Source organism: Aquimixticola soesokkakensis (genome assembly GCF_900172375.1).
GTDB lineage: Bacteria > Pseudomonadota > Alphaproteobacteria > Rhodobacterales > Rhodobacteraceae > Aquimixticola > Aquimixticola soesokkakensis.
On the sequence record NZ_FWFS01000008.1, the window covers coordinates 81,794 to 106,101 of the forward strand.

General features: G+C 61.1%; 29 protein-coding genes. 14 read left to right on the forward strand and 15 right to left on the reverse strand.

The genetic code is table 11. The annotated features are described in order from the left end of the window. The first annotated feature begins 29 nt into the window (after positions 1–29). From AQS8620_RS11135 to AQS8620_RS11145, 3 genes are all read left to right on the forward strand, one after another. Positions 30–410 (forward strand): VOC family protein, encoded by a 381-nt coding sequence (locus AQS8620_RS11135; RefSeq protein ID WP_085836980.1) that lies wholly within the window; start codon positions 30–32, stop codon positions 408–410. 313 nt (positions 411–723) lie between these two features. Beyond that, positions 724–1,233 carry a DUF1697 domain-containing protein gene (locus tag AQS8620_RS11140; protein WP_085836981.1) on the forward strand — a complete coding sequence of 170 codons (510 nt, stop codon included), beginning with the start codon at positions 724–726 and terminating at the stop codon, positions 1,231–1,233. Between the two features lie 296 nt (positions 1,234–1,529). Continuing rightward, positions 1,530–1,847, forward strand: coding sequence for a hypothetical protein (locus AQS8620_RS11145; protein ID WP_085836982.1), 318 nt, complete (start codon positions 1,530–1,532; stop codon positions 1,845–1,847). 167 nt (positions 1,848–2,014) lie between these two features. On the opposite strand, the gene AQS8620_RS11150 is transcribed toward AQS8620_RS11145, so the two are convergent. Beyond that, the gene (locus AQS8620_RS11150) at positions 2,015–2,827 is read right to left on the reverse strand and encodes a division plane positioning ATPase MipZ (RefSeq protein ID WP_085836983.1); all 813 of its coding nucleotides are present in this window, start codon (positions 2,825–2,827) and stop codon (positions 2,015–2,017) included. 235 nt (positions 2,828–3,062) lie between these two features. Here AQS8620_RS11150 and AQS8620_RS11155 point away from each other — a divergent pair, with 235 nt between their 5' ends. Further along, a complete protein-coding gene (locus AQS8620_RS11155) occupies positions 3,063–5,120 on the forward strand; it encodes an OmpA family protein (RefSeq protein WP_085836984.1) in 2,058 nt (685 codons plus the stop codon). 198 nt (positions 5,121–5,318) lie between these two features. Here the strand turns inward: AQS8620_RS11155 and rpmE are convergent, their stop codons facing one another. Both rpmE and rplS read right to left on the reverse strand, forming a co-directional pair. Beyond that, complete coding sequence (gene rpmE / locus AQS8620_RS11160) at positions 5,319–5,540, reverse strand: 50S ribosomal protein L31 (RefSeq protein WP_085836985.1); 222 nt, start codon at positions 5,538–5,540, stop codon at positions 5,319–5,321. A gap of 11 nt (positions 5,541–5,551) precedes the next feature. After that, positions 5,552–5,935 (reverse strand): 50S ribosomal protein L19, encoded by a 384-nt coding sequence (gene rplS, locus AQS8620_RS11165; protein WP_085836986.1) that lies wholly within the window; start codon positions 5,933–5,935, stop codon positions 5,552–5,554. A gap of 356 nt (positions 5,936–6,291) precedes the next feature. Here rplS and AQS8620_RS11170 point away from each other — a divergent pair, with 356 nt between their 5' ends. Then, positions 6,292–6,537, forward strand: coding sequence for a peptidase (locus AQS8620_RS11170; protein ID WP_200809619.1), 246 nt, complete (start codon positions 6,292–6,294; stop codon positions 6,535–6,537). Positions 6,538–6,543: 6 nt separating this feature from the next. Here AQS8620_RS11170 and trmD read toward each other — a convergent pair whose 3' ends face one another. From trmD to ffh, 7 genes are all read right to left on the reverse strand, one after another. Further along, on the reverse strand, positions 6,544–7,413 hold the full coding sequence (gene trmD / locus AQS8620_RS11175; protein WP_085836987.1) for a tRNA (guanosine(37)-N1)-methyltransferase TrmD: 870 nt from the start codon (positions 7,411–7,413) through the stop codon (positions 6,544–6,546). Then, complete coding sequence (locus tag AQS8620_RS11180) at positions 7,410–8,222, reverse strand: hypothetical protein (protein WP_085836988.1); 813 nt, start codon at positions 8,220–8,222, stop codon at positions 7,410–7,412. Before AQS8620_RS11180 ends, trmD begins: the two co-directional genes overlap by 4 nt. Then, complete coding sequence (gene rimM / locus AQS8620_RS11185; RefSeq protein WP_085836989.1) at positions 8,219–8,728, reverse strand: ribosome maturation factor RimM; 510 nt, start codon at positions 8,726–8,728, stop codon at positions 8,219–8,221. The genes AQS8620_RS11180 and rimM overlap by 4 nt, the downstream gene beginning before the upstream one ends. 138 nt (positions 8,729–8,866) lie before the next feature. After that, positions 8,867–9,253: a 30S ribosomal protein S16 gene (rpsP, locus tag AQS8620_RS11190; RefSeq protein WP_085836990.1), complete on the reverse strand. Its 387-nt coding sequence runs from the start codon at positions 9,251–9,253 to the stop codon at positions 8,867–8,869. 44 nt (positions 9,254–9,297) lie between these two features. Further along, positions 9,298–9,603: a chorismate mutase gene (locus AQS8620_RS11195; RefSeq protein WP_143267506.1), complete on the reverse strand. Its 306-nt coding sequence runs from the start codon at positions 9,601–9,603 to the stop codon at positions 9,298–9,300. A gap of 10 nt (positions 9,604–9,613) precedes the next feature. Continuing rightward, positions 9,614–10,174, reverse strand: a complete 561-nt coding sequence (locus AQS8620_RS11200) for a GNAT family N-acetyltransferase (protein ID WP_085836992.1) — start codon at positions 10,172–10,174, stop codon at positions 9,614–9,616. Beyond that, positions 10,175–11,695 carry a signal recognition particle protein gene (gene ffh / locus AQS8620_RS11205; RefSeq protein WP_085836993.1) on the reverse strand — a complete coding sequence of 507 codons (1,521 nt, stop codon included), beginning with the start codon at positions 11,693–11,695 and terminating at the stop codon, positions 10,175–10,177. Between the two features lie 262 nt (positions 11,696–11,957). Here ffh and AQS8620_RS11210 point away from each other — a divergent pair, with 262 nt between their 5' ends. Continuing rightward, positions 11,958–12,722: a glycosyltransferase family protein gene (locus AQS8620_RS11210; RefSeq protein ID WP_085836994.1), complete on the forward strand. Its 765-nt coding sequence runs from the start codon at positions 11,958–11,960 to the stop codon at positions 12,720–12,722. Positions 12,723–12,798: 76 nt separating this feature from the next. Continuing rightward, positions 12,799–13,686, forward strand: a complete 888-nt coding sequence (locus AQS8620_RS11215) for a LysR family transcriptional regulator (protein ID WP_085837115.1) — start codon at positions 12,799–12,801, stop codon at positions 13,684–13,686. 14 nt (positions 13,687–13,700) lie between these two features. On the opposite strand, the gene AQS8620_RS11220 is transcribed toward AQS8620_RS11215, so the two are convergent. Then, positions 13,701–14,084: an ArsR/SmtB family transcription factor gene (locus tag AQS8620_RS11220; protein ID WP_085836995.1), complete on the reverse strand. Its 384-nt coding sequence runs from the start codon at positions 14,082–14,084 to the stop codon at positions 13,701–13,703. A 229-nt stretch (positions 14,085–14,313) separates the two neighbouring features. On the opposite strand from AQS8620_RS11220, the gene AQS8620_RS11225 reads away from it, so the two are divergent. The 5 genes from AQS8620_RS11225 to AQS8620_RS11245 all read left to right on the forward strand — a co-directional run bounded on the left by AQS8620_RS11225 (position 14,314) and on the right by AQS8620_RS11245 (position 16,968). Beyond that, positions 14,314–14,685: an AtpZ/AtpI family protein gene (locus AQS8620_RS11225; RefSeq protein ID WP_085836996.1), complete on the forward strand. Its 372-nt coding sequence runs from the start codon at positions 14,314–14,316 to the stop codon at positions 14,683–14,685. A gap of 2 nt (positions 14,686–14,687) precedes the next feature. Beyond that, positions 14,688–15,443: a F0F1 ATP synthase subunit A gene (locus AQS8620_RS11230; RefSeq protein WP_268805454.1), complete on the forward strand. Its 756-nt coding sequence runs from the start codon at positions 14,688–14,690 to the stop codon at positions 15,441–15,443. Between the two features lie 43 nt (positions 15,444–15,486). Further along, entirely contained in the window at positions 15,487–15,723 is a 237-nt protein-coding gene (locus AQS8620_RS11235; RefSeq protein ID WP_085836997.1) for a F0F1 ATP synthase subunit C, read from the forward strand. A gap of 117 nt (positions 15,724–15,840) precedes the next feature. After that, positions 15,841–16,410 (forward strand): F0F1 ATP synthase subunit B', encoded by a 570-nt coding sequence (locus tag AQS8620_RS11240; RefSeq protein ID WP_085836998.1) that lies wholly within the window; start codon positions 15,841–15,843, stop codon positions 16,408–16,410. A gap of 3 nt (positions 16,411–16,413) precedes the next feature. Beyond that, positions 16,414–16,968, forward strand: a complete 555-nt coding sequence (locus AQS8620_RS11245; RefSeq protein ID WP_085836999.1) for a F0F1 ATP synthase subunit B — start codon at positions 16,414–16,416, stop codon at positions 16,966–16,968. Positions 16,969–17,150: 182 nt separating this feature from the next. On the opposite strand, the gene AQS8620_RS11250 is transcribed toward AQS8620_RS11245, so the two are convergent. The 3 genes from AQS8620_RS11250 to AQS8620_RS11260 form a co-directional block, all read right to left on the reverse strand. Next, complete coding sequence (locus AQS8620_RS11250) at positions 17,151–17,831, reverse strand: YiaD family glycine zipper/OmpA-like lipoprotein (RefSeq protein WP_085837000.1); 681 nt, start codon at positions 17,829–17,831, stop codon at positions 17,151–17,153. A gap of 104 nt (positions 17,832–17,935) precedes the next feature. Continuing rightward, positions 17,936–18,802, reverse strand: coding sequence for a methylated-DNA--[protein]-cysteine S-methyltransferase (locus tag AQS8620_RS11255; RefSeq protein WP_085837001.1), 867 nt, complete (start codon positions 18,800–18,802; stop codon positions 17,936–17,938). Positions 18,803–18,939: 137 nt separating this feature from the next. Beyond that, entirely contained in the window at positions 18,940–19,578 is a 639-nt protein-coding gene (locus AQS8620_RS11260; protein ID WP_085837002.1) for a Hint domain-containing protein, read from the reverse strand. A gap of 185 nt (positions 19,579–19,763) precedes the next feature. Between AQS8620_RS11260 and nth the strand changes: the two genes are divergently transcribed. Together nth and AQS8620_RS11270 are read left to right on the forward strand one after the other, a co-directional pair. Then, positions 19,764–20,408, forward strand: coding sequence for an endonuclease III (nth, locus tag AQS8620_RS11265; protein ID WP_085837003.1), 645 nt, complete (start codon positions 19,764–19,766; stop codon positions 20,406–20,408). Then, the gene (locus AQS8620_RS11270) at positions 20,405–21,391 is read left to right on the forward strand and encodes an adenosine kinase (protein WP_234990460.1); all 987 of its coding nucleotides are present in this window, start codon (positions 20,405–20,407) and stop codon (positions 21,389–21,391) included. The genes nth and AQS8620_RS11270 overlap by 4 nt, the downstream gene beginning before the upstream one ends. 78 nt (positions 21,392–21,469) lie before the next feature. On the opposite strand, the gene polA is transcribed toward AQS8620_RS11270, so the two are convergent. Then, complete coding sequence (polA, locus tag AQS8620_RS11275) at positions 21,470–24,289, reverse strand: DNA polymerase I (protein ID WP_085837118.1); 2,820 nt, start codon at positions 24,287–24,289, stop codon at positions 21,470–21,472. Positions 24,290–24,308: the final 19 nt, after the last annotated feature.

The following is a 24,308-nucleotide window of genomic DNA, read 5'->3' on the forward strand; positions in this document are numbered from 1 at the left end:
TAGTATATTTTATTTCGTAAGGAAAGCCCATGTCACTTATTTCCGTCGATCAGACCATCACCATCGCGATGTCCGTCAGCGATCGCCACGCAAGCGCCAAATGGTACAAAAACATGCTGGGCTTTGAGCTGCTTTATCATGCCGATGACGCAGGTTGGTCCGAGCTCGAGACGAACACGCCCGGGGTCGTCATCGGCCTTGGCGAGCATACCAAGCCAGCACCTGGAAACTGTGTGCCAGTCTTCGGGATCGCCGATCTGGATATGGCGCGGCAGAAACTGGAGCAGGCCAAAGTGGCATTTGATGGTGAGACGGATGTCGTCGAGGGCATGGTCAAGACCGCAACTTTCTACGACCCCGACGGCAATGCGCTGATGCTTGCGCAGGATTTGACCAGTGGCATTGACTAGCACGCCGATTTCGAGCGGCCTTTGCGATACCGTTGCCAATGCCCGACAGGCCTTTTCGGGGTCCGCGCCCCGGTATTGACGTGTCTGGCTTTGGCCAGCTCCCGCTACACGGCATCGTTCCAAAGCCGGTCCGTGCGATCGCCGAGCGGCTTATTCCCGCAAACGCGACCGTGTTTGTGAAGAAAGTCGCGCATGATGCGCAACGCTCGGTGACGGTCTGCGCGACACGTAGCAGCGCGGACATTGCTACCGTTGATCTGGGCACATCGAATGGCGCCTTACGCGGCTGGCGATATGGCTGTATAATTCTTGGATGACCACGCACATTGCACTACTTCGAGCGGTAAATGTCGGCGGAACCGGCAAGTTGGCGATGGCCGACCTTCGGTTGATGGCCGAAGAGGCCGGAATGTCAGATGTGCGGACCTATATCCAATCCGGTAATCTTGTCTTCTCGTCTGAAGATCCATCCGGTGCAAAGATGGCTCTCGAAAAGAGCCTCGAAGACTATGCAGGGAAGGCCGTGGGCGTCATGCTTCGATCTGCCCAAGAGATGCAGGATGTCCTGAATGCCAATCCTTTCCAAGAGGCCAACCCGAGCAAGATCGGGGTCCTCTTTTTGAACGACGCTCCGCCGCGCGACACTGTGCTGATTGCAAAAGGTCGGGCTGACGAAGAAATCGTGTTGGGAGCGCGCGAAGTCTACATTCATTTCCCCTCCGGCATGGGCCGAACAAAACTGCGTTTGCCCGTCATGTCTGAAGGCACCGTGCGAAACGTCAACACCATCGGGACGCTCGTGAAAATGGCGACCGATACATAAACCGCCAAAGAACCGCCCGTTGCGACAATGCATCACGTCGGCAACGTGGGGCTTGCGGGTGACATACGGCAGCGAGCCGTCTATCTCGACGCCCTGATCCTCAGGCGCTCCTTGGGCGGGGTCTTCTCAGCGCGATGCACGATTTTTGCAGCTATGCCTATGTCGTTTTACGTCGCATTGCGGCAGTAGATGCGCCCTTGCGCCCAGATTTTCCACGCTTTCCCCCCGCCTGCGCCGCTTTTTGGCCGTGTTGCGCGGCAAGAGTTGATCCTGTGTTCATCTTGGAGGATCGACCGATGGAAACGCTGACGCAGGCCCTGTTGGCCTTTGACACGAAGATGATGTCGCTCTCGCCGGAGCAAAATATGCAAATCTTTGCGCTGGGACTCGGGCTGATTGCTCTCTCGGTCGCCTTGCTGTTGTTCCAGAAAATGCGCGCAGGCAAAGCACCGCACAGCGCGGTAAAAGCTGTCAAGGAAAAGCCCTGCAATATTCCCGGTGTGGCCCTGCCCAAACGCGCGCAGCCCAGTTCGCGCGGCTTCCTTGCGCGGCGCAGCGACGAGGACGACCCCTTCGTGCGTCGCGTATCGGAAATGCGCAAACTCGCGGCGTAATGGCCCCGCGACGCCTGCGCCTGCACTTGAGCGCGGCCCGCGACAGCCGGTTGACATTGTGGAGCGCCTTTCAAAACAAGAGCGCCTTTCAAACGACGAAAACGGCCCCCTTCGGGACCGCTGTCTCTGCCCGTTCGAGGGGCGCCGGGGTGGCCTGAAAACGGGGTCTAGAAATCGACGTCCACAGCGGGCAGGCGCAATTCCTTGAGCAAATCACGCAATTCTTGACGGGCGGCGACGTTGGAGATGTTCATCTGCCCTTTGACGCCCACATCGCGCAGATCAAGCAATGTCAGCCCGCGCGGGAACAATTCGCGAAAGATAACCCGTTCGGAAAAACCGGGCGCAACGCGAAAACCGATGCGTTTTGACAGGTCGTCGAGCGCTTGCCCGACCTTTTTCTTGTTGTGCATCTGTTGCGCGCCCAAACGGTTACGCAACACAATCCAGTCGATGGGCTTGAGGCCCGCCTGAGCGCGCAATTGCCGCGCGTTCCACACCATTTCGGAGTAGACCGAGGGGCCGAGGATTTTGTTGGTTTCAGGATCGGTGCGCGCCAGCAGATCAAAGTCGATGTAGCTGTCGTTGAGCGGCGTTACCAAAGTGTCCGCCAAGGAATGCGCCACCTGACTGAGACGGGTGTGCGATCCGGGGCAGTCGATCACCAGAAAATCGCATTCGTTTTCAAGGCTGGCAACGGCAAGGGACAGGCGGCGGTCGAAAATATTCTCGCCCTCGCTCAGGTCGGCCTGCTCGACCGCTGGCAGGTCGCGATAAATCGGTGTGGGAAGTTCCAGATCGTTGCGCGCACAAAACGCGGCGCGGTTTTCGAGATAGCGCCCGAAACTTTTCTGCCGCAGGTCAAGGTCGAGGGCGCCGACTTTATGGCCCATGCGCGCCAGCGCCGTTGCGGTGTGCATCGAAACGGTGGATTTGCCCGCGCCGCCTTTTTCGTTCCCTACGATGATGATGTGCGCCACGCTTCTTGTCCCGTCTGTCAAAGTGCAACCTCGTTTCCGGTCGAGGTTTTTTTAACGGTATGGCCTTTTTTGACCGCCCTGCGCAAGGTTCTTGCTGCGTGCAGCTTGGGGAGATTCGCGTCAAGGCAGGCAACTTTTTTGCCTCGGCTTGCGTTGTACTTCCAACTTGCTGGCGAGGGAGGCGCTGCAAATGACTGCGTGCCTCCTGCCAGCTTATGGAATTTGAGGAAGACACATGACACGCACCCGTTTGCGCTCGACGACGAGCACGCTTTTGATTTTGTCTATGGCCGTCCCCGCACCGCTTCTTGCCCAGAACATCGACGCGGCCTCTGCCGCTGCGATCGAGCAGGAACTTCAAACTTGCGCCGAGGTCGAGCCGCCCTGCCTGACCGAAGATGGCATGGTCATGCTGCTGGACGGCACCACCGCAACCCCCGCCGAGGCGCTGGATGCGCTTGGCGTGGCGCTTGATCCCGCTGCGGCGTTGACGCAAGCAGAGGGGACGGACGGCGCGGCAGAAGCCGAAGGACAGGCTGAAGGACAGGCCGCAGGTCAGGCCGCGCCCGCACCAGAGGCCGCGCCGGCCGCTGAGGCCGCCGCTGACCCGGTACCCGAGGCGCAGCCCGAGGTAGCACCAGAGGCGCAGCCGGACGCGACACCCGAGGCGCAGGCTGCCCAGACGCTTGACGACGCTATGGCTTCCGATGCGGTGGATGCACAAGGCACAGCCGAGACCGCAGCCGAGCCTGCCCCCGCAGAACAATCCCCCGCCGAGGCGGCCGAGCCCATGGTTGACGTGGGCGGCGCGGCCAAAAGCGACGTTGTCACGCCCGAAGAGATGACCGAGCCGCAAGAGCAGCCTGCACAGTCCGAGGCGGATACACAGGCTTTGGAAGACGCTTTGGCCGCTGAGGCCGAGGCCGACACCGCAGCGCAATCCGAGATGACGACGCCCGAACAGCCCGCCGAGGCCGAGGCGGCGCCCCAAGCCGATGCTGCACCGCAAGACGCTGCACCGCAAGCAGCCGCTGAAACGCCTGCTGACCAAGCTCCAGCAAACGACGCTGCGGCCAACGACACTGCAGCCGGCGAAAAGACCCAAGCCGAGATGGCGGCTGAAACCCCCGCCGATGCGCAGGCCCTTACCGAAGAGGAACTCGCAGCCCAAGCGCAAGCGGAAGCCGACGCGCAGGCCGCAAGCCAAGAGCAGCCCGCCGCCGCAGCAGCAGCGAACGGTGAGGCCGAAGGCGAAACAAATGTGACCGACACTGTGGTCAACGCCGAGGATGTGCGCACATCGGACGAGGATTTCACAACATCGGCTTCGGGCGATGTATCGGCGCAAGCGCAGGGTGAGGCGGCGAGCGAGTCCAAGAACAAGGGCTTCTTTGGCAACCTGTCCAGCACCGAAAAACTTCTGCTCGGGGCTGCTGGTGTGATCGCCGTGGGGACGATCCTGAACAATGGCGATAAGGTTGTGTCGAACTCGGGTGACCGCATGGTTGTCGACCGCGATGGCCGTCTTGTTGTCCTGAAAAACGATGACACGCTCATCGCACAGCCGGGTAACGAAGTGCGCACCGAAACCTTTTCGGATGGCTCCTCGCGCACCATCGTGGCGCGTGACGATGGCAGCCAGGTGATCACGATCCGCACGGCGGACGGGCAGGTGCTGCGCCGCACCCGCGTGCTTGCGGACGGGCGCGAGGTTGTGTTGTTCGATGACACGCAAACCTACGAACCCGTTGATGTGTCTACGCTTCCCGTGGTGACCCGCGCGCCTGCGGTGACCTATGACACCTCGGAAGAGGCTCTGCGCGCCGCTTTGGCGCAGGCCGAGGAAACCCAGTTTGATCGCGCCTACTCGCTAAGCCAGATCCGCAACATCCGTGCCGTGCGTGACCTTGCACCGGAAGTGGCGCTGGAGAATGTGACCTTTGCCTCCGGTTCGGCTGCGATTTCGCCCAGCGAGGCGGAAGAGCTGTCCTCCCTTGGTCGCGCGATGGCCGCGCGCATCGCTGAAAACCCGCAGGAGGTCTTCCTGATCGAGGGGCACACCGATGCCGTGGGCAATGCGACCTACAACCTGGCGCTGTCTGACCGTCGCGCGGAAAGCCTTGCGCTGGCGTTGACGGAATATTTCGATGTTCCGCCCGAAAACATGGTGGTTCAAGGCTACGGCGAGCAATACCTCAAGGTCCGCACCGCCGCTGCCGAGCGCGAGAATCGCCGCACGGGCGTGCGGGTGATCACGCCGCTGCTGGGCGAAGCGGTCGCATCGAGCCAGTAAGACCGTGTGACGAATGAGACGGGGGGCGTGCCATGCTGGTGCGCCCCTTTTTCGTGGCCAGTCTTTGTAATGGCCGGTCTTTGTAATGGCAGTCTTTGCATGCCGTCGCGGGTCGAAATCGGGCCAAACAAATCGGGCCAAACGAAAAACGCCGCCCCGAAAAGGGCGGCGTTTTCCAAACTCGACAGGTCGAAAAGCTTAGAAGCCCAGACCGGAGTATTTGTTTTTGAACTTCGACACGCGGCCACCAGCATCCATAAGACGCGAGGAGCCACCGGTCCATGCGGGGTGCACGGTGGGGTCAATGTCGAGAACGAGGGTTTCGCCCTCTTTGCCCCAGGTCGATTTCATTTGAACGATGGTGCCATCGGTCATTTTGACGTCGATCAGGTGGTATTCGGGATGGATATCTTTTTTCATCAGACCGATCCTTACGCTTTGCCGCCGTCGACGGGCTTGTAGTTGGTGACTTCTGCGATACGTGCGGATTTACCGCGACGGGCGCGCAGGTAGTACAGTTTCGCGCGACGCACACGGCCACGACGCACAACGGTGATGCTGTCGATGTTGGTCGAATGCAGCGGGAACACACGTTCCACGCCTTCGCCGAAGGAAATCTTGCGAACGGTGAAGGAGCCGGCAATGCCTTTGCCGTTCTTGCGCGAGATGCACACGCCTTCGTAGTTCTGGACGCGCGAGCGGGTGCCCTCGGTCACTTTGTAGCCAACGCGGATGGTGTCACCCGCTTTGAAATCCGGAATTTCTTTGCCAAGCGTAGCGATTTGCTCGGCTTCCAGTTGTGCGATCAGGTTCATCGCTGTTCTCCATTTTGCTCGCAGTTATGTCTGCGAAGGTTTCATCCGGCCCCAGAGCTCTGCGTCTTCTGTCGGGTCCGCACCGAAACGGAGCGCCCGCGAGAGGGTTCAGGTCGTCTTTGCTTTTTATCCTGTCACCACGCGCTGGATGTCTGCGAAGCATCAGACGCACATAGATGACGGATTCGTGGACCGATTCCGGTCCCGAATGGGCGGTGCATAAGGCCATCCGCCTTGTCAATCAAGGGGTTTTGCACAGAGGGCGCAAGGCGGCTTTTGTCGGGATAAAATTTGCGCTAAAAGCACGCCACCAGAACGCCGGGTCCACGGCGCTGGTCACCCCGAAAGACCGAACTATGACATTGATGATGTTTGCCCGTTTCGAGCAGCCGCTCAAATGGTGCGCCTTTGTCCTTGGGATCGTCAGCACCCTTTGTGTGGTGCAGGGCCTGCAACTGGCCGCGATGCTGACGAGCCTGCCGTTTTGCCTGATCTGGATTTACTGCGGCTGGCTGCGATCAGAGCCGCAATTGAAATACATCAACATCCTGTTTGCCCTGCTTTACGTGTACGGGATCGGGCGGTACCTGCTCTTGGGGTGAGGGAGGCTAGCGTTTCTTGGAGGTCGGCGGATTGGCCGCCTCGAAGGCCTCCCACATGTCGGGGCGGCGCGCCTTGGTGATCGCGCGCGACTGCGCATCGCGCCAGTCCGCGATCTTGCCGTGGTGGCCCGATTGCAGCACCTCGGGGATGGCGTGGCCGCGCCACTCCGCCGGTTTCGTGTATTGCGGATGCTCCAAAAGCCCGGCGGAATGGCTTTCGTCCTCGATGCTGTCGGCATTGCCCAACACACCCGGGATCAGGCGGACGGTGGCATCGAGCATGGCTTGTGCGGCCAATTCGCCCCCCGTGAGGACGAAATCCCCAAGGCTGACTTCCTCGATGCCGAAATGGGTGATCACCCGCTCGTCCAGCCCCTCAAAGCGTCCGCAAATCAGGGTCACGCCGCGTGCACCGGCCCATTTTTGGGCCATTTTTTGATCAAAGCGTTTGCCGCGTGGCGACAGATAAACCAGCGGCCATTCCTCGCGGTTCACCGGCGCGCCGTTTTGGGCAAAATCGATCGCCTTGCCCATGATGTCGGGGCGCAGCACCATGCCCGCGCCGCCGCCTGCCGGCGTGTCATCGACGTTGCGGTGTTTGCCTTCGCCAAAGATGCGCAGGTCAATCGGCTCGACCTGCCAAAGCCCGTCTTTCAACGCTTTGCCCGTCAGGCTTTCGCCCAAAATGCCGGGAAAGGCGGCGGGCAGCAAGGTGATCACCTTGGCCTTCCACACGCCCGCCAGGTCGGGGGTTTCCGACATCAATTCGCGCGGGCGCAATGTGGCTGAAACCGCCAGACGCCCGTGCGATTTCAGCGGCTCTGTGACAGGGGTATTCGCGGGAGCATTCGGAGCAGGGTCACGGTCGTCGGTCATGGCGCTGTCGCACTGGCAAGCAGCGCGTCCTTTAGGGATTTCTTTTGCGACTTCGTCAGGTTCTGACGGTTGATCGCGATGAACTGTTCTTCGATTTCGGGCGTTTGGCGGCGATTTGCGCGACGGGCAGGTGCCAGTGTCGCCCGCAGATCCGTCGGAAGATCCAGCAGGTCCAACACGGCCTTGGCGGGACCGGCGGGATCATCGGCGCAATCGGCCAGATCGGCGATATGCACCTCGACACCGAGCGGTGCGAGGCTGCGCGCAAACACCGCCGCCTCATCCGCCAAGGGCTGGCAGCGCGGCAGCTGCGCGCGAAAGGCCGAAAGGTCCTCTTGCAGATGAATAGAGCGCAGCAAATGCCCGTACACCGACGCCAGCCAAGGCTCGAAGGGGCGCGTGGTCAGCAACACGTCGATGCGGGCCTGCGGCCCAAACCGGCGGCGTAAACCGCGCACAACTTCGCCCAAAAGGCGCGGCCCCGTGTCGCTGTAGCGCTGCACCACCCGTCCACGCCAGTCGCGATGCCCCGGCATACAGCCGGCAAAGGTTTCGCGTGACAGTAAAACGGTGCCCCCGTCAGACGGAAGCGCAGCCAGAAACCGCGCAAAGCTGCGGCGAAAGGCAAGGCGGCGCAGTGCAAAAGGCGCTTGTCCGTAGCGGCGGGCATGTGCCCCTGCGCCGCGAAAATCGGATTTCCCATAGGCCGTGAGATAGGGGGCCAATGCACGCGAATTGGCCTTGATGAAATCCTGCAAACTCGTGGTGCCTGTCTTGTGAAAACCGGCGTGCACGATGATCCGTGTCATTCAAACAGGCCCTCTGGCGGGTCGACGATCACACGCCCTGTCGCCAGATCGACCGTGGGCACGCAGGCTTTGGTAAAGGGGATCAGCACCGAGGCCCGCATGTTGGGCCCTAGCACTTCGAGCAGGTCGCCCGCGCCGTGATCATGCACCGCTTTCACCGCACCCAAGGACGCCCCGCCGGTATCGAGCACGGCCAATCCGATCAGATCGGCGTGGTAGAATTCGTCATCGGGCAAGGAAGGAAGCTGGTCACGCTCGGCAAACAGCGACACGCCTTTGAGCGCATCGGCCTGTTCCTTCGTGGTGACACCGCTCAGGCGCGCGGCAAAGCCCTGGGCAATCGCGCGGGTGATGCGCAGATCAAACCGCGTCGCGCCGTCTTCGGTGGTCAGCGGGGCGTAGTCGGCAATGGCCTGCGGGTCGGCGCAAAAGCTTTTGAGGCGCACTTCGCCCATGACGCCAAAGGCGCCGCCGATGGCTCCGACGCAGACACGGGGTTCAGTCATGGGGTCGCTCCGAATTGCAATATCGCCCTGTTTTGCGGCAAACGCGGCCGAGAATCCAGAGGGCGGCGGCGTGGCGCAAAAGAAAAGGTCCGGACGCCAGCGGCATCCGGACCCGTCGGATCAAACGCGCGGGGCGTCTTATTCCTCGGCAGCAGCCTCTGCGGGTGCAGCAGCAGCTTCGGCAGCTTCAGCGGCTTTCGCGGCCTTTTCTTCTGCGCGCTCGGTGGCTTTCTTGCCGGGCTTTGCTTTGTTGGGGTTGTTGCGGGTCGCTTTTTCTTTCACGCCAGCCGCTTCAAGGAAACGTGCAACGCGGTCGGTGGCCTGTGCGCCTTCACCGAGCCAGTACTGGACGCGCTCGACATTCATGATCACGCGACGCTCGTCGTCTTTGGCGAGAAGGGGGTTGTAGGTGCCCAGTTTCTCGATGAAACGGCCATCACGCGGCATGCGCGAGTCGGATGCAACGATTGCGTAGTGGGGGCGTTTTTTGGAACCGCCGCGGGCGAGACGAATTTTCATAGCCATGATGGAATCTCCTAAGGTTAGCTATTTGCAGGGCCTGGGCTCTGCTATTCTTTGTGTTTTTCGTGGTGTTTGATGACTTCCTGAATGATGAATTTCAGGAATTCCTTGGCAAAGTCCGCATCGAGGTCTGCCTCTTTGGCAAGACGTTCGAGGCGGGCAATCTGAAGAGCCTCCCGTGCGGGGTCGGACGGCGGCAGGTCGTGTTCGGCTTTGAGTTTGCCCACGGCCTGCGTGTGTTTGAAGCGCTCGCCCAGCGTGTAGACGAGGATCGCATCGAGGCGGTCGATGCTTTCGCGGTGACCTTTAAGCACCTCTTGGGCGCGGGTCACCTGATCGGGGGTCGGGGTCATTTCTGGCTCCTCAAACATAGGCTTCGATGCTGCCGTCTGCATCTGCAAGCAGCGCAAGATCGGCGGCGGTCGGGTGACGCCAGACCGCATGGGTGGCCCCGTGCGGATTGGCGGCGGTTTCGTCCAAAGTGCAGCCCATGCGACGGGCCAGAGCGACAGAACGCGCGTTGCCCTCCTGGATGTAGGACACCGCCCCATCCCAGCCGAACTGGCTGTAGGCGTGGCTGCGCGCGGCCAGTGCAGCCTCAAGCGCATAGCCCTTGCCCTCGGCACCGGGGAACAGAATCCAGCCCAATTCGCGCTCGGTCCAGCCCTCGGGATACCAGCAACCGACAATTCCGAGCATCGTGTCGACGTCAGCCTTTTGCGTGACGGCCCACATGCCATAGCCGCGCAAATCCCAATGCGCCATTTCCAACCCGTAATAGGCCCAGGCGCTGGCGCGTGTCATCGGGCCGCCCGTATACTGCGCACGCTGGGAGGTAAAATAGGCCACATAGGGCTCTACATCGCTCGCACGTGGTTCGCGCAGGATCAGGCGATCCGTGGTTATGACGGGGGCGCGGGTCATTTATTTCTTCTTCCCGAAGCCCGAGAGGTTGGAGGGCAGGCCCATGCCGCCGCCCATGCCACCCATGCCGCCAAGCCCGGCCATGCCGGGGGGAAGCGAGCCTTTGAGCGCCTTGGTGGCTTGGGCCATTTTCGCGGGGTCCATATCCTCAAGGCCCTGCGGTCCGCCCTTGCCGAACATGCCTTTGACGGCCTGTTTCAACATGCCGCCTTTGCCCATTTTGCCCATCTTTTTCATCATGTCCGCCATCTGGCGGTGCATCTTGAGCAGCTTGTTCAGCTCGGACACCTCAAGGCCGGAACCAGCGGCGATGCGTTTCTTGCGGCTGGCTTGCAGCAACGCAGGATTGGCGCGCTCTTTCTTGGTCATCGACTGGATCAGCGCGATCTGACGGGTCAGAACCTTGTCATCAAATCCCGCTTCTTTGGCCTGACCGGCCATCTTGCCCATGCCCGGCATCATGCCCATGATGCCCTCCATGCCACCCATCTTGAGCATCTGCTCAAGCTGTAGGCGCATGTCGTTCATGTTGAACTGGCCCTTGGTAAAGCGGCGCATCATGCGCTCGGCTTGCTCGGCCTCGATGGTTTCCTGGGCTTTCTCGACAAGGGCAACGATGTCGCCCATGCCCAAAATCCGGCCCGCGATCCGCTCGGGGTGGAATTCCTCAAGCGCGTCCATCTTTTCGCCAAGGCCGACGAATTTGATCGGCTTGCCGGTGACTGCGCGCATCGACAGCGCCGCGCCGCCACGTCCGTCGCCATCCATCCGTGTGAGAACCACGCCGGAAATGCCGACCTTGTCCTCGAACTCGGTAGCGACGTTGACCGCATCCTGCCCCGTCAGACCATCGACAACCAGGAGCGTTTCGCGCGGGTTGGCAATGTCGCGGACCTGCTGGACCTCATCCATGAGCACATCGTCGATGTGCAGGCGGCCTGCGGTGTCGAGCATGTAAACGTCATAGCCGCCCATCGTCGCGGCCTGTTTGGCGCGCTTGGCGATTTCTGCGGGCTTTTGTCCGGCCACGATCGGCAGGGTGTCGACGCCGATCTGGGTGCCCAGCACCGCAAGCTGCTGCATGGCGGCGGGGCGATACACGTCGAGCGAGGCCATCAACACGCGCTTTTTCTCGCGCTCCTTGAGGCGGCGCGCGAGTTTGGCAGTGGTGGTGGTTTTGCCGGAGCCTTGCAGACCGACCATCAGGATCGGCGCGGGGGCGTTGTCGATTTTCAACGCTCCGGCATCCGCGCCGTCGCCCGCCAGAACCGCGATCAGCTCGTCATGGACGATCTTGACCACCTGTTGGCCGGGGGTGACGGATTTGGTGACCGCTTGTCCCGTGGCCTTGTCGGTGACCGCTTTGACGAAATCCCGCGCGACACCCAGCGAGACATCGGCCTCAAGCAGGGCCACGCGCACTTCGCGCAAAGCGGTTTTAACGTCATCCTCGGACAGCGCGCCTTGCGAGGTAAGCTTGTCAAAGACGCCGGAAAGGCGTTCGGATAGATTTTCAAACATGCCTGCGGGTCTCCTTGGACCGAATGGGGATGTGCCTCATCTGGGGACGGGGCGGTGACATTTCAAAGCGATACGGCCTGAATTCCGTGACGCAAAGGGGTTTGGCACCAGTGGGCGCAACGCGCTGACTGGTGGCGATCCCCCCAAAAGGGTAGGGACCGGAAGACTCGCTTCTTCCGGGATTTGGGCCGCTGATACGCGCCCGCACTGGTTGCTGTCAAGCAAATGCGCCATATCACAGCCGCACAAACAGGGAAAAGCGATGACAAACGGGGTAATTTACGTGGCCACAGGCGCCGACTATCTGGCCTTGGCGGTGGATTCGGCGCGCACGCTGCGCCGGGTGGAGCCTGATCTGCAGGTGGACCTGTTTACCGATCTTGCGGGTTTGGTGCCTGCCGGATTGTTCGACCAGATCCATCCGGTAGCCGATGTGCATTTTCGCGCCAAACTGGATTGTATGCCGCAAACGCGTTTCGAGCGGACGCTCTTTCTCGACAGTGACACGCGGGTGCTCGCGCCGCTGGGCGACCTCTTTGACCTGCTTGACCGCTTTGAAATGGCGCTGGCGCATGATGTGCGCCGCCTGAGCGATCTGGTGCGCGAAGGGCTGGACCACAAAACCCCCTATGCCTTTCCGCAACTCAACTCCGGCGTGCTGCTCTACCGACGGGACGCGCGGGTGCTGGCCTTCCTTGAGGACTGGCGCGCAAGGTTCAAGGCGCGGGGCGTGGCGCGCGACCAGATCATTCTCAAGGATATGCTGTGGGAAAGCGATCTGCGCTTTTATGTTTTGCCCCCGGAATTCAATCTGCGCCGCGTCACGATGCTGGATGCATGGGAACCCCTCGATGCCGTGCCCACAATCGTGCATTCGCACCGCTTCATGGACCATATGCGCGGGCAGGGCGCACAGGTCGACACGGTTGAACAGCTGCTGCCGCTCGAACGTGAGGCCCTGCGCCGCGAATGGTCAGGGGATGTGCCCCCCCAAGCCCGAGGATGGCACCGATTGCGGCGCGAGTAATCCTTGTCATCCGTGCAGATTTCTGGAACCAATGCGCCCAACTGTTCAATTTCGCACATGAGAGCCGCAGATGGTCATTGATAACTGGGACGAAATCCGCACCGCGTTTCAAGTCGCCAAGCTTGGCACGGTGTCGGGGGCGGCAGGCGAACTTGGGGTGCACCACGCCACGGTGATCCGCCACATCGACTCGCTGGAGGCGCGCCTCGGCGTAAAGCTGTTCCAACGCCACGCGCGCGGCTACACGCCGACCGAAGCCGGACATGACCTGCTGAAAGTCGCGCAAACCACCGATGACCAGTTCAATCACCTCGTGAGTCGGATCAAAGGTCGCGGCGAAGGCGTCACCGGCGAGCTTGTTGTGACCTCATTGCCGGGGATGGCCGCTTTGCTGGCCCCTGTGCTGGCTGAATTCCAGGCCGAACACGATGGGCTGATAGTGCGGTATCTGACCGGCGAGCGGGTCTTTCGCCTCGAATACGGCGAGGCCCATGTCGCCATCCGCGCGGGCAAGCCGCCGGTCGAACCCGACAACGTGGTGCAGCCGTTCTACGAACAGGACATCGCGCTCTACGTCCACCAGAGCTACGCCGACCGCTACGGGCTGCCCGCCGAGGACAGGCTGCTGGACGAGTTGCGCTTCGTGGGACACGACGATCCGGCCAACCGCGCGCCGTTCCAGGTCTGGATGAATGCCAATATCGCCGCGCACAACATCGTCTTTCGTACATCCGACAACGATGCGACAATGATGGCCGTGCTGACGGGGGCAGGGGCAGGCTTTTTGCCGGTCTGGTTTGCCAAAGAGCGCAGCGACCTGATCGAAGTGATGCCGGCGCGCGCGGAATGGACCAGCCCGAGCTGGCTTGTGACCCATGTCGACCTGCACCGCACGCCCAAGGTACAAAGCTTTCTGACCTACCTCAAAGACCGCTCCAAAGGCTGGGCCTGCGTCGCGCGTTAGGGCTTCTTTCGGATCTAAATACCCCTGTCGTCCGGCTCCCCCTGGGGCGCCACGCCTGGCTTTGGCAGTTCCGCTGCCAAAAAGCGCTCGAACGCATCGAAATCCAGCGCTTCGAATTGACCAAATCCCTGCATCCAGATGGACGCCGCGCGCAGCGCGTCCGGTTCCAGTTTGCACCACTTCACCCGCCCGCGCTTTTCCTGCGCAATCAGCCCGGCACCCGTGAGTACCGTCAGGTGCTTGGAAATCGCGGCAAGGGACATTTCAAAAGGCTCGGCCACATCGGTGACCGCCATATCGTCTTCCAGCAGCATGACAAGGATCGCGCGCCGCGTCGGATCGGCCAGCGCCGAGAAGGTCGCATCGAGGCGGGAAGCGGGGTCAGGGGCTTGGCTCATCCGTCTGGCGTACCGCCGGTTTCGGGCTTGGTCAACCAGATGGTTGAATATTGCAATGCAGCGAAATCAGCGGGTTGAGGCCGCTCGCGGCACTGGCAGTGAGAAGGGGGTGAGCATTAAGGTTGTGCAATATCAACGCGTTAGGTTGGATTTTCTTCGGTTAACATCCGCTTGACTCACAAGGGGGTGATCCATAGGTTGCCCGCAATGTCTGAGAGGGGCTTGTACCATGACCAACCCGCTTGATCCGGAGCGCATCCGCGCCTTGGAAGAGCGGATTGAGAGGGCCAAGGCCGCGCAAGCGCCCAAGCCTCGCGCAGACGAACATTTCAGTCAGGCCAATATGGCATGGCGGATGGTAATCGAATTGGTGGCCGGTCTGGGGATCGGTCTGTTCATCGGGTTGGGGCTGGATAAGCTTTTTGGCACAATGCCACTCTTCCTGGTGATTTTTACAGGTCTGGGTTTCGTAGCGGGCATCAAGACGATGATGCGATCCGCCGAGGAGATCCAGAAAGAAAATACGGCCACGGCACACGCGCCAGAGGCTGACAATGATGCGACCAAGGCGGACAAGACCGCCGCAGACGAGAGGGATTGACCGTGGCGACTGAAGCAACCGGTTCGGAAAGCAGCCTGACGTTCCACCCGATGGATCAGTTCATGGTAACGCCGCTCTTTGGCGACGGCGCTGTGCATTGGTACACGATCACCAACGCAACCCTGTGGATGGCGCTTGCTGTTCTGGCGATCATCGCGTTGCTGGTGTTTGGTACCCGCGGCCGCGCGATTGTGCCCTCCAAGGCGCAGTCTGTCGGCGAGCTGATGTATGGTTTCGTCTACAAAATGGTCGAAGATATTTCCGGCAAGGAAGGCCTGAAATATTTCCCCTACATCATGACGCTCTTCAGCTTCATCGTTTTTGCCAACATGCTGGGCCTCGTCCCGATGTCCTTCACCCCCACCACCCACATCGCCGTGACCGGCGTGCTGGCGATGCTGGTCTTTGTGGGCGTCACCGTGCTTGGGTTCGTCAAGAACGGCGCAGGCTTCCTGCACCTTTTCTGGATCACCTCCGCGCCGCTGCCGCTGCGCCCCGTGCTGGCGGTGATCGAACTGATTTCCTACTTCGTGCGCCCTGTGTCCCACTCGATCCGGCTTGCCGGTAACGTGATGGCCGGCCACGCCGTGATCAAAGTTTTCGCAGGCTTTGCCGCGATTGCCCTCGTGTCTCCTGTCTCCGTCCTCGCGATCACCGCGATGTATGGTCTGGAGCTGCTGGTGGCCTTCGTGCAGGCCTACGTTTTCACCATTCTGACCTGCGTGTACCTCAAGGACGCGCTTCACCCGCACCACTAAGTCAGAACACTTTCTAGCCAATTCCAACGTAAGGAGAATACTCATGGAAGGCGATATCGCAGAACTCGGTAAATACATCGGCGTCGGTCTCACAGCATTCGGCATGGCAGGTTCGGCCATCGCAGTGGGCAACGTTGCTGGTAACTACCTCGCAGGCGCCCTGCGCAACCCCTCCGCGGCTGCTTCGCAAACCGCGACCCTGTTCATCGGCATGGCTTTCGCAGAAGCTCTGGGGATCTTCTCGTTCCTCGTCGCTCTTCTGCTGATGTTCGCCGTCTAATCCGACGAACCGTCCTTACGGCAGGGTGGGTCGTTTTCGATCCACCCTGTGCCGCATGAAGGCCGCGACCCGTTCGGGGCCTTGATAGGTTCAAACGATTAGAGCCAGGAGACAAAGATGGCGACGCAAACACATGGGGCAGAGGCTGCACTCGACGCAGCTCACGGCGCCGCAGCCGCACATGGCACCGAAGGTGCCACGGGCATGCCGCAGCTCGATCTGTCTACTTTCCCGAACCAGATTTTCTGGCTCCTTGTCACGCTTGTCGTGATCTATTTCGTGCTCTCGAAGCTCGCGCTGCCCCGCATTTCTGCGGTTCTGGCCGATCGTTCGGGCACCATTATGAATGACCTTGCCGCCGCCGAAGAGCTCAAGCTCAAAGCGCGTGACGCGCAAGCCGCATACAACCAGGCGCTCAATGATGCCCGTGCCGAAGCAGGCCGCATCGTTGCTCAAACCCGCGCCGGTATTCAGGCTGACCTCGACGCCGCTATCGCCAAGGCGGACGCGGAAATTGCCGCCAAAACGGCAGAGTCCGAAGCGGCCATCGCCGAGATCCGCGCCGGTGCGTTGGAAAACGTCACCGCCGTTGCCAAAGACACAGCCGCCGAGCTGGTCGCAGCTTTCGGTGGAACCGCCGATGCCGCCACCATCGATGCTGCCGTCAGCCAGCGCGTGAAAGGGTAAGACATGAAAAAGCTCGCAACCCTCGCCGCGCTCGCGCCGGTTCCGGCCTTTGCCGCATCGGGTCCGTTCTTTAGCCTGACCAACACGAATTTCATCGTGCTGCTCGGCTTTCTCGTATTCATCGGCATTCTCGTTTACTACAAAGTGCCTGCGATGCTGGGCAACTTGCTTGATGAACGTGCGTCCTCGATCCGTTCGGAACTCGACGAAGCCCGTGCGCTGCGCGAGGAAGCCCAGACCATTCTGGCCTCCTACGAGCGCAAGCAGCGCGAAGTTCAAGAACAGGCAGACGGGATCGTCAAACAGGCGAAAGCCGATGCCGAAGCTGCGGCTGTTCAAGCGAAAGCGGATCTGAAGACCTCGATTGCGCGCCGTCTGGCTGCTGCGGAAGAACAGATCACCGCTGCCCAGACCGCTGCGGTGCGCGACGTGCGCAATGCTGCGGTGAATGTCGCTGTGGAGGCCGCTAAAGAGGTGCTGTCCAAGCAGCTGAGTGCGGCAGATGCGAATAAAATGATCGACGCGTCCATCACAGAAGTGAGCGCAAAGCTCCACTGATCGACGCTGATTTGCGACAGTGATATGACACCCCCGTGCTGGAAGGCACGGGGGTTTTTCTGTTCAACGGTGCGCGTGTTGTCGGCGTTGGTTGGGTATTTTTGTCCGAAAGAAACCGATGGCGGCGTATGAAAAAGGCCGGACGCTCGGGTCCGGCCTTTTGTGGTTTTCGCACGCGGTGGTTACTGGATCGGGGTGATGACGATCTCGACGCGGCGGTTTTGGGCTTTGCCTTCTTCGGTCAGGTTTGTCGCGACAGGCTGGTCCTCGCCGCGGCCATAGGAGCGGATACGGTTGGGCGTCACGCCGTTGGCGGTCAGGATCGTCGACACGGCAGCCGCGCGGCGCGCCGAGAGGTCCTGATTGTAGGACGCCGAGCCGGTGTTGTCGGTGTGGCCGATGATGTCGACGGTTGTGTTGCTGTAATCTTGCAGGTTGTAGGCGAGCGAGCGCAGATCGCCTTGCAGATCGGAGCGCACAACGGCGCTATCGGTTGCAAAGGTGATATCCTGGGGCAGGGTCACGACGAGTTCGGAACCGGTGTTCACGATCGAGACGTTGTTGTTGCCCATCGACGCGCGCAGGTCGGCGGCCTGTTTGTCGAGTTGCTGGCCGATGGCCCCGCCCACAGCGCCACCGATTGCGGCGCCCACGGCTGTTTTCAAAACTTTGTCCTTGGTGTCGCCACCGGAGGTGATGCCGGCCAAACCGCCCAGCAATGCGCCGGCAACGGCGCCTTTTTGGGTGTTGGTCGCGCCTGAAACACCAGCATTTGCGCCGGTTTCATAGGCGTAGGGCGTGGTACAGGCGGCAAGCGCGAGCGCGGCCCCTGCGGCGAGCAGTGTTGTTTTACGAGCGATCATACTGTCCTCTTGTGGTCTTCTTGCTCAATAAACTTGCGTAACGCGGATGTGTTCCCTGCGCGAGAAAAGTTTCTGTGAGACGGCGGAAATGCGCCGGAGTTGGCCTAGGTCTTTGGCGCTGATTTTGCGGCTTCCAGCGCCAGAAGCGTGCGTTTGGTTGGCAAGCCCCAGTGGTAGCCGCCCAGCGCGCCGCCCGCGCGCAGAACGCGGTGGCAGGGGATGAGGTAGGCGATCGGGTTGCGACCGACCGCAGTTCCGACCGCGCGATGGGCGTTGGGGTGGTCGATGGCGCGTGCGATGTCAGCGTAGGTTGCGACCGCGCCTTCGGGGATGTGGAGCAGGGCTTCCCAGACTTTGATCTGGAACGGGGCGCCACGGATGTGCAGCCTGCCTTGCCCCGCAAAGGCGCGCGCCACGAGCGGTGCAACGGCTTCGATGTTCGGGGTGAAATCTGCTTTTGGCCAGCGTTGCATCAGATCGGTGAGCGCGGCTTGCGGGGTATCGGCGGCGAAGGCCAGACCGCACAGGCCTTTGTCGCTGGCGATGGCCTGCATCGGGCCGAGGGGGGTTTGGACCAGCGCATGGCGCAGGGTCGTTCCGCGTGCTGCGCGGGCATATTCGCCCGGGCTTAGCCCTTCCCAAGTGATGAAGAGGTCGTGGAGCCGTCCGCTGCCCGAGAGGCCGCTTTGCAGGCTTGTGTCCAGCGTGGAGTGGGCGGTGGCGAGCAGATGCTTTGCGTGATCAAGCGCCAGAAATTGCTGGAGGCGTTTGGGAGAAATGCCTGCCCAATCGGAAAAGACACGTTGAAAATGCGCGGGACTGAGGCCGACCTGCTGGGCCAGTTGCGCCAGGGAAAGCGGCCTATCCGCGTCGCAAATCAGTGTGATGGCGCGGCGCACGATGTCGAAATGATAGCCCTGCGGTTGTTCGATTTGGGGGGCGGGCTGGGACCAAGGAGAAGGGATGGGCATTGCGCTGGCCTGCTGGTTGGGAACGTCCCTTAGGCTAGCGGGGCCTCTGCGCGGTGGCGACCCGAAACATGCGGGTTTCGCGCGGGGCTTGGTCGGGCGGGGCTTGGTCGGGCGGGGCTTGGTCGGGCGGGGCTTGGTCAGGCGGCCATGCGGCGTGCGGCGACTGCGGAGCGCGGGCGCAGGAGCGGGGTTTCCTCGGAGCGCAGACACAGGCGTGCAGATTGCATCTGCTCAAGGCCTGGCCCGAGGGCGCGCCCGAGCGCGGCAACCTGAGCGCTGTCGAGCCGGGCCAGTGCACTGTCGAGGGGCAGGTAGCTTTCGAGCCAGACCCCCTCGGCCAGCAGGACCTCATGGTCGCTCAAGGCAAGCTGGGTATAGGCGAACCCGTCAGGAAGCGGGTCCGTCGGGGCGCTATGTTCGGCCTCGGAAGCGATGTCGGTCACGCGCGCAAGGGCCTCCGGCGTGGCGAAATACAGTTCGACAAGCGGGGAGCGCAGCAGCAGATGGTGTCCCGGGGAAAGAATGAGATCATGTTCGGGAAGGCCTTTGCCCAGCGTGCCTGCGGGAATGCACACAGGCAGATCGTCCGGTCCGACGGGCGTGCGCCCGACCCAGGCCAGCGGGCGGTATCCGTGGTCGCGCGTCAGCACGCGGTCGCCCGCCCGCAGCCATTCCGCCGGGAGCGGCCCTTCGGTGGTTTCAACCATCACGCCCGGTCCGAAGCCCGGCGTTATAGAGGTGCTGCCACAGGGGGGCGCCCAATCCATATCCATCATCACACCATCTCTAGTCACGCCCTGACTGTGGCGTGACAGTCTGACCACAGGATTAATCGCACCTGCTTATTTGTGCCGGATTTGTCGAAGGTTTTAGGAAAATATGTCGTGATTGGCGGGGCGCGCCCTGCAAAGGCTGCCTGCGTTCTGGACGAAAGCGTGAGGAGAGGGCATAGGATAGCGCCATGATACGCCAGCTCGATTACCACAAGATACACGAGATTTTCACGCGCTTTGAGGCGGCCGAGGCCGAACCCAAGGGAGAGCTTGATCATGTCAATGCCTACACTTTGGTCGTGGCGGTTGCGCTGTCGGCGCAGGCCACGGACGCAGGCGTCAACAAAGCGACCGCTGCGTTGTTTCCCATCGCGGACACGCCGCAAAAGATGCTGGATCTGGGCGAAGAGGCGTTGATCGAGCATATCAAAACCATCGGCTTGTTTCGCAACAAGGCCAAGAATGTGATCAAGATGAGCCGCATTCTGGTCGAGGAGTACGGCGGCGTTGTGCCGTCATCGCGCGCGGCGCTGGAAAGCCTGCCCGGGGTGGGGCGCAAGACCGCCAATGTGGTGTTGAACATGTGGTGGGGGATGCCCGCGCAAGCTGTGGATACCCATATTTTCCGGTTCGGGAATCGTTCCGGTGTCGCTGTGGGCAAGGATGTGGTCGCGGTAGAGCGTGCCATAGAGGACAATATTCCGGCGGAATTCCAGCGCCATGCACACCACTGGATGATTTTGCACGGGCGCTATACCTGCGTTGCCCGAAAACCCAAATGCGCGGCCTGTTTGATCCGCGATCTCTGTGACTTCGAGGAGAAAAACCTGTGAGCAAGACCTATCAGATTGTCGGTATCGGCAACGCCATCGTGGATGTGATCACCCAATCCGACGACAGTTTTCTCGACCTCATGGGGATCGAAAAAGGCATTATGCAGCTTGTTGAGCGCGAGCGCGGCGAGGTGCTGTACAGCGCGATGGAAGACCGCGTGCAGGCGGCGGGCGGTTCGGTGGCCAATACGGTTGCAGGGCTTGGATCGCTGGGGCTAAGGGCCGGATTTATCGGGCGCGTGCGCGACGATGCTTTGGGTAAATTCTATGCTCAAAGTTTCGAGGCCGAGGGCTCGCGGTTTGTGAATGCGCCGGTGTCGGGGGGGGAGTTGCCCACGTCGCGCTCGATGATTTTCGTTTCGCCTGACGGGGAGCGTTCGATGAATACCTACCTCGGGATTTCTTCGGAAATCGGTCCTGACGATGTCAGTGATGACGTTGCGGGGCAGGCCGAGATTTTGTTCCTTGAGGGGTATCTGTACGACAAGCCCAAGGGCAAGGAGGCGTTTGACCGCGCCGCTCAGGTCTGTCGTGCTGCGGGTGGGAAAGCGGGCATCGCCCTGTCCGATCCGTTCTGCGTGAACCGTCACCGCGACGATTTTCGAAAACTTGTCAAAGAGTTGGATTTCGTGATCGGGAACCAGCACGAATGGGAAAGCCTGTATGAGACCGACCTGTCAAGCGCGCTGGAACAGGCCGCGCGCGAGGTTGGTTTGGTGGTCTGCACCCGTTCGGGCGAGGAAGTGATCCTGTTGCGCGGCGACGAGGTGGTGCATGTGCCGGTGACCAAAGTTGTGCCGGTTGATGCAACGGGCGCGGGCGATCAATTCGCCGCCGGTTTCCTCTATGGCTATGCGACGGGGCAATCCCTGGAGGTAAGCGGGCGCATGGGCTGCGTTGCGGCGGCGGAAGTTATTGGCCACGTCGGTCCGCGTCCCGAGGCCGATATCAAGGCGCTGTTCCAGGCGGCAGGGCTGATCTGACCCGTCGGATTTGGGTATTTAAATCCGAAAGAAGCGGCGCAGGTTAGGTCCTTGCGCCGCTTTTCGTTGCAAAGGTGATCAGTGGGCCTGCGCCCAGCTGTCGCCAATGCCACCGTCTACTTCGATGGGGACATCGAGATGGACGGCGGGGCTGGCGGCGGTTTCCATGACCTCGCGTGCGATCTTGATCAGCGCGTCGCATTGGTCCTCGGCCACTTCGAAAATCAGTTCATCGTGGACTTGCAGCAGCATTTTGGCGTCCAGCTGGGCGATCGCGCTGTCCATGCGCACCATGGCGCGGCGGATGATGTCGGCGGCGGTGCCTTGGATCGGGGCGTTGATGGCGGCCCGTTTGGCAAAGCCGGCCGTGGGCCCTTTGGCATTGATTTCGGGCGTATGGATTTTGCGTCCGAACAGGGTTTCCACCCGCTCGTGTTCTTTTGCAAAGGCAATCGTGGTGTCCATATAGGCTTTGATGCCGGGAAAACGTTCGAAATAGCGGTCGATGAAGCCTTGGGCTTCGGCGCGAGGGATGCGCAGGTTGCGCGCAAGGCCAAAGCCGGAGATGCCGTAAATGACGCCAAAGTTGATCGCTTTGGCCTGACGGCGCACCATCGGGTCCATGTTTTCGAGCGGCACGTTGAACATTTCCGACGCGGTGAGCGCGTGAATGTCCAGACCATCGCGAAAGGCCTGTTTCAGCGAGTCGATGCCCGCGACATGGGCCAGAATCCGCAATTCGATCTGAGAATAATCGAGCGAGACCAGTTTGCGTCCTTGCGGCGCGATGAAGGCTTCGCGGATGCGGCGGCCTTCTTCCGAGCGGATCGGGATGTTTTGCAGGTTCGGGTCCGATGAGGAGAGGCGCCCGGTCACAGCCCCCGTTTGCAGATAGGAGGTGTGGACGCGGCCCGTTTCGGGATTGATGAAGGTTTGCAGCGCATCGGTATAGGTCGATTTCAGCTTGGACAATTGCCGCCAATCCATCACCCGCGCCGGCAGGTCGTGCCCTTCGGCGGCGAGGTCCTCAAGGATATCCGCGCCGGTCGCATAGGCACCGGTTTTGCCCTTTTTGCCGCCCTGTAGTCCCATTTTGTCAAACAGGATTTCGCCCAGTTGCTTGGGTGAGCCGACGTTGAAGCTTTCGCCCGCCAGCGTGTGGATTTCCGCCTCAAGCCCTGCCATTTTCTGCGCAAACGCGTTGGACATGCGCGATAGCGTGTCTTTGTTCACCAGAACGCCGTGCATTTCCATGCGCGCCAGAACCGGCGAGAGGGGACGTTCGAGCGTTTCGTAGACCGTGGTCACGCGGGTGGCATGCAGTTTGGGTTTGAAGACCTGCCAGAGGCGCAGCGTGATGTCGGCGTCTTCGGCAGCATATTTGACGGCGGTGGCGATATCGACCTTGTCAAAGGTGATCTGGCTTTTGCCTGATCCGATCAACTCTTTGATCGCAATGGGATTATGTGACAGGTAGCGTTCGCTGAGCGCGTCCATGCCGTGGCCGTGCAGACCCGCGTGCAGCGCATAGGACATGAGCATCGTGTCATCATAGGGGGCGACTTGCACCCCGTAGCGCGCCAGAATTTTGGCATCGTATTTCATGTTCTGGCCGATTTTCATCACGGCTGCGTCCTGCAAAACGGGACGCAAGGTGTCGAGCACCATCTCGAGCGGCAACTGCCCCTCGACCTTTGCACCCGCGCCGAAGAGATCGTCGTCCCCCGCAGTATGGGCCAGCGGGATATAGCAGGCCACGCCCGCCTCGACACAGAGCGAAATGCCGACCAGATCGACCTGCATTTCGTCCAGACCTGTGGTCTCGGTATCCAGCGCCACATGGCCGCGCGCGCGGATCAGATCGACCCAGCGTTCCAGCGCGCCCAGATCGCGGACCCATTCATAGGTGTCGTGATCAAAGGGCAGGGCCTGTGGCGCGGCGGGGGCATCGGGCTGCGCGGCGTTGCCCGCCTCGGGCAGGGCAGGTGCCTCGACGCCAAACCGCTCGGCTGCCCGTTTGACGATGGTGCGAAATTCCATTTCCGACAGGAATTTCAAGAGCGCGTCCAGATCGGGGTCTTTCACCTCAAGGCTGTCGAGTGTGTAGTCGAGGACCATGTCGCAATCGAGTTTGACCAGATCGCGCGAGAGGCGGATCTGGTCGACGTTGTTTTGCAAGGTCTCGCGGCGTTTGGGTTGTTTAATCTCGCCCGCGCGCGCCAGCAAAGCGTCGAGGTCGCCGTATTCGTTGATCAGCAAAGCAGCGGTTTTGATCCCGATCCCCGGTGCGCCGGGCACGTTATCGACAGAATCGCCCGCAAGGGCCTGCACATCCACCACACGTTCGGGAAAGACGCCGAATTTCTCGAAAACACCATCGCGGTCGATGCGCTTGTTCTTCATGGCATCAAGCATCTCGACGCCATCGCCCACGAGCTGCATCAAATCCTTGTCCGACGAAATGATCGTTACCCGCCCCCCCGCCTCGCGCGCACGGCAGGCCAGTGTCGCGATGATGTCGTCGGCTTCAAAGCCCTCTTGTTCAAGGCAGGCGATGTTGAAGGCGCGGGTCGCCGCGCGCGTGAGCGGCATCTGGGGACGCAAGTCCTCGGGCATGGCATCGCGGTTGGCCTTGTAGAGGTCGTACATGTCGTTGCGAAACGTGTGGCTGCCCTTGTCGAACACGACGGCAGCGTGCGTGGGGGCGTCAGGCCCTGCGCTGTCCTCGATGTATTTGAACAGCATGTTGCAAAACCCCGAAACGGCGCCCACGGGCAGACCGTCGGATTTGCGCGTGAGGGGGGGCAGGGCGTGAAAGGCCCGAAAAATAAACGCGGAGCCGTCGATCAGATGCAGATGGCAGCCTTTGCCAAAGCTGTCGGTTTTGCCCTCGGACATGGCCTCGTCTCCCTCGGAA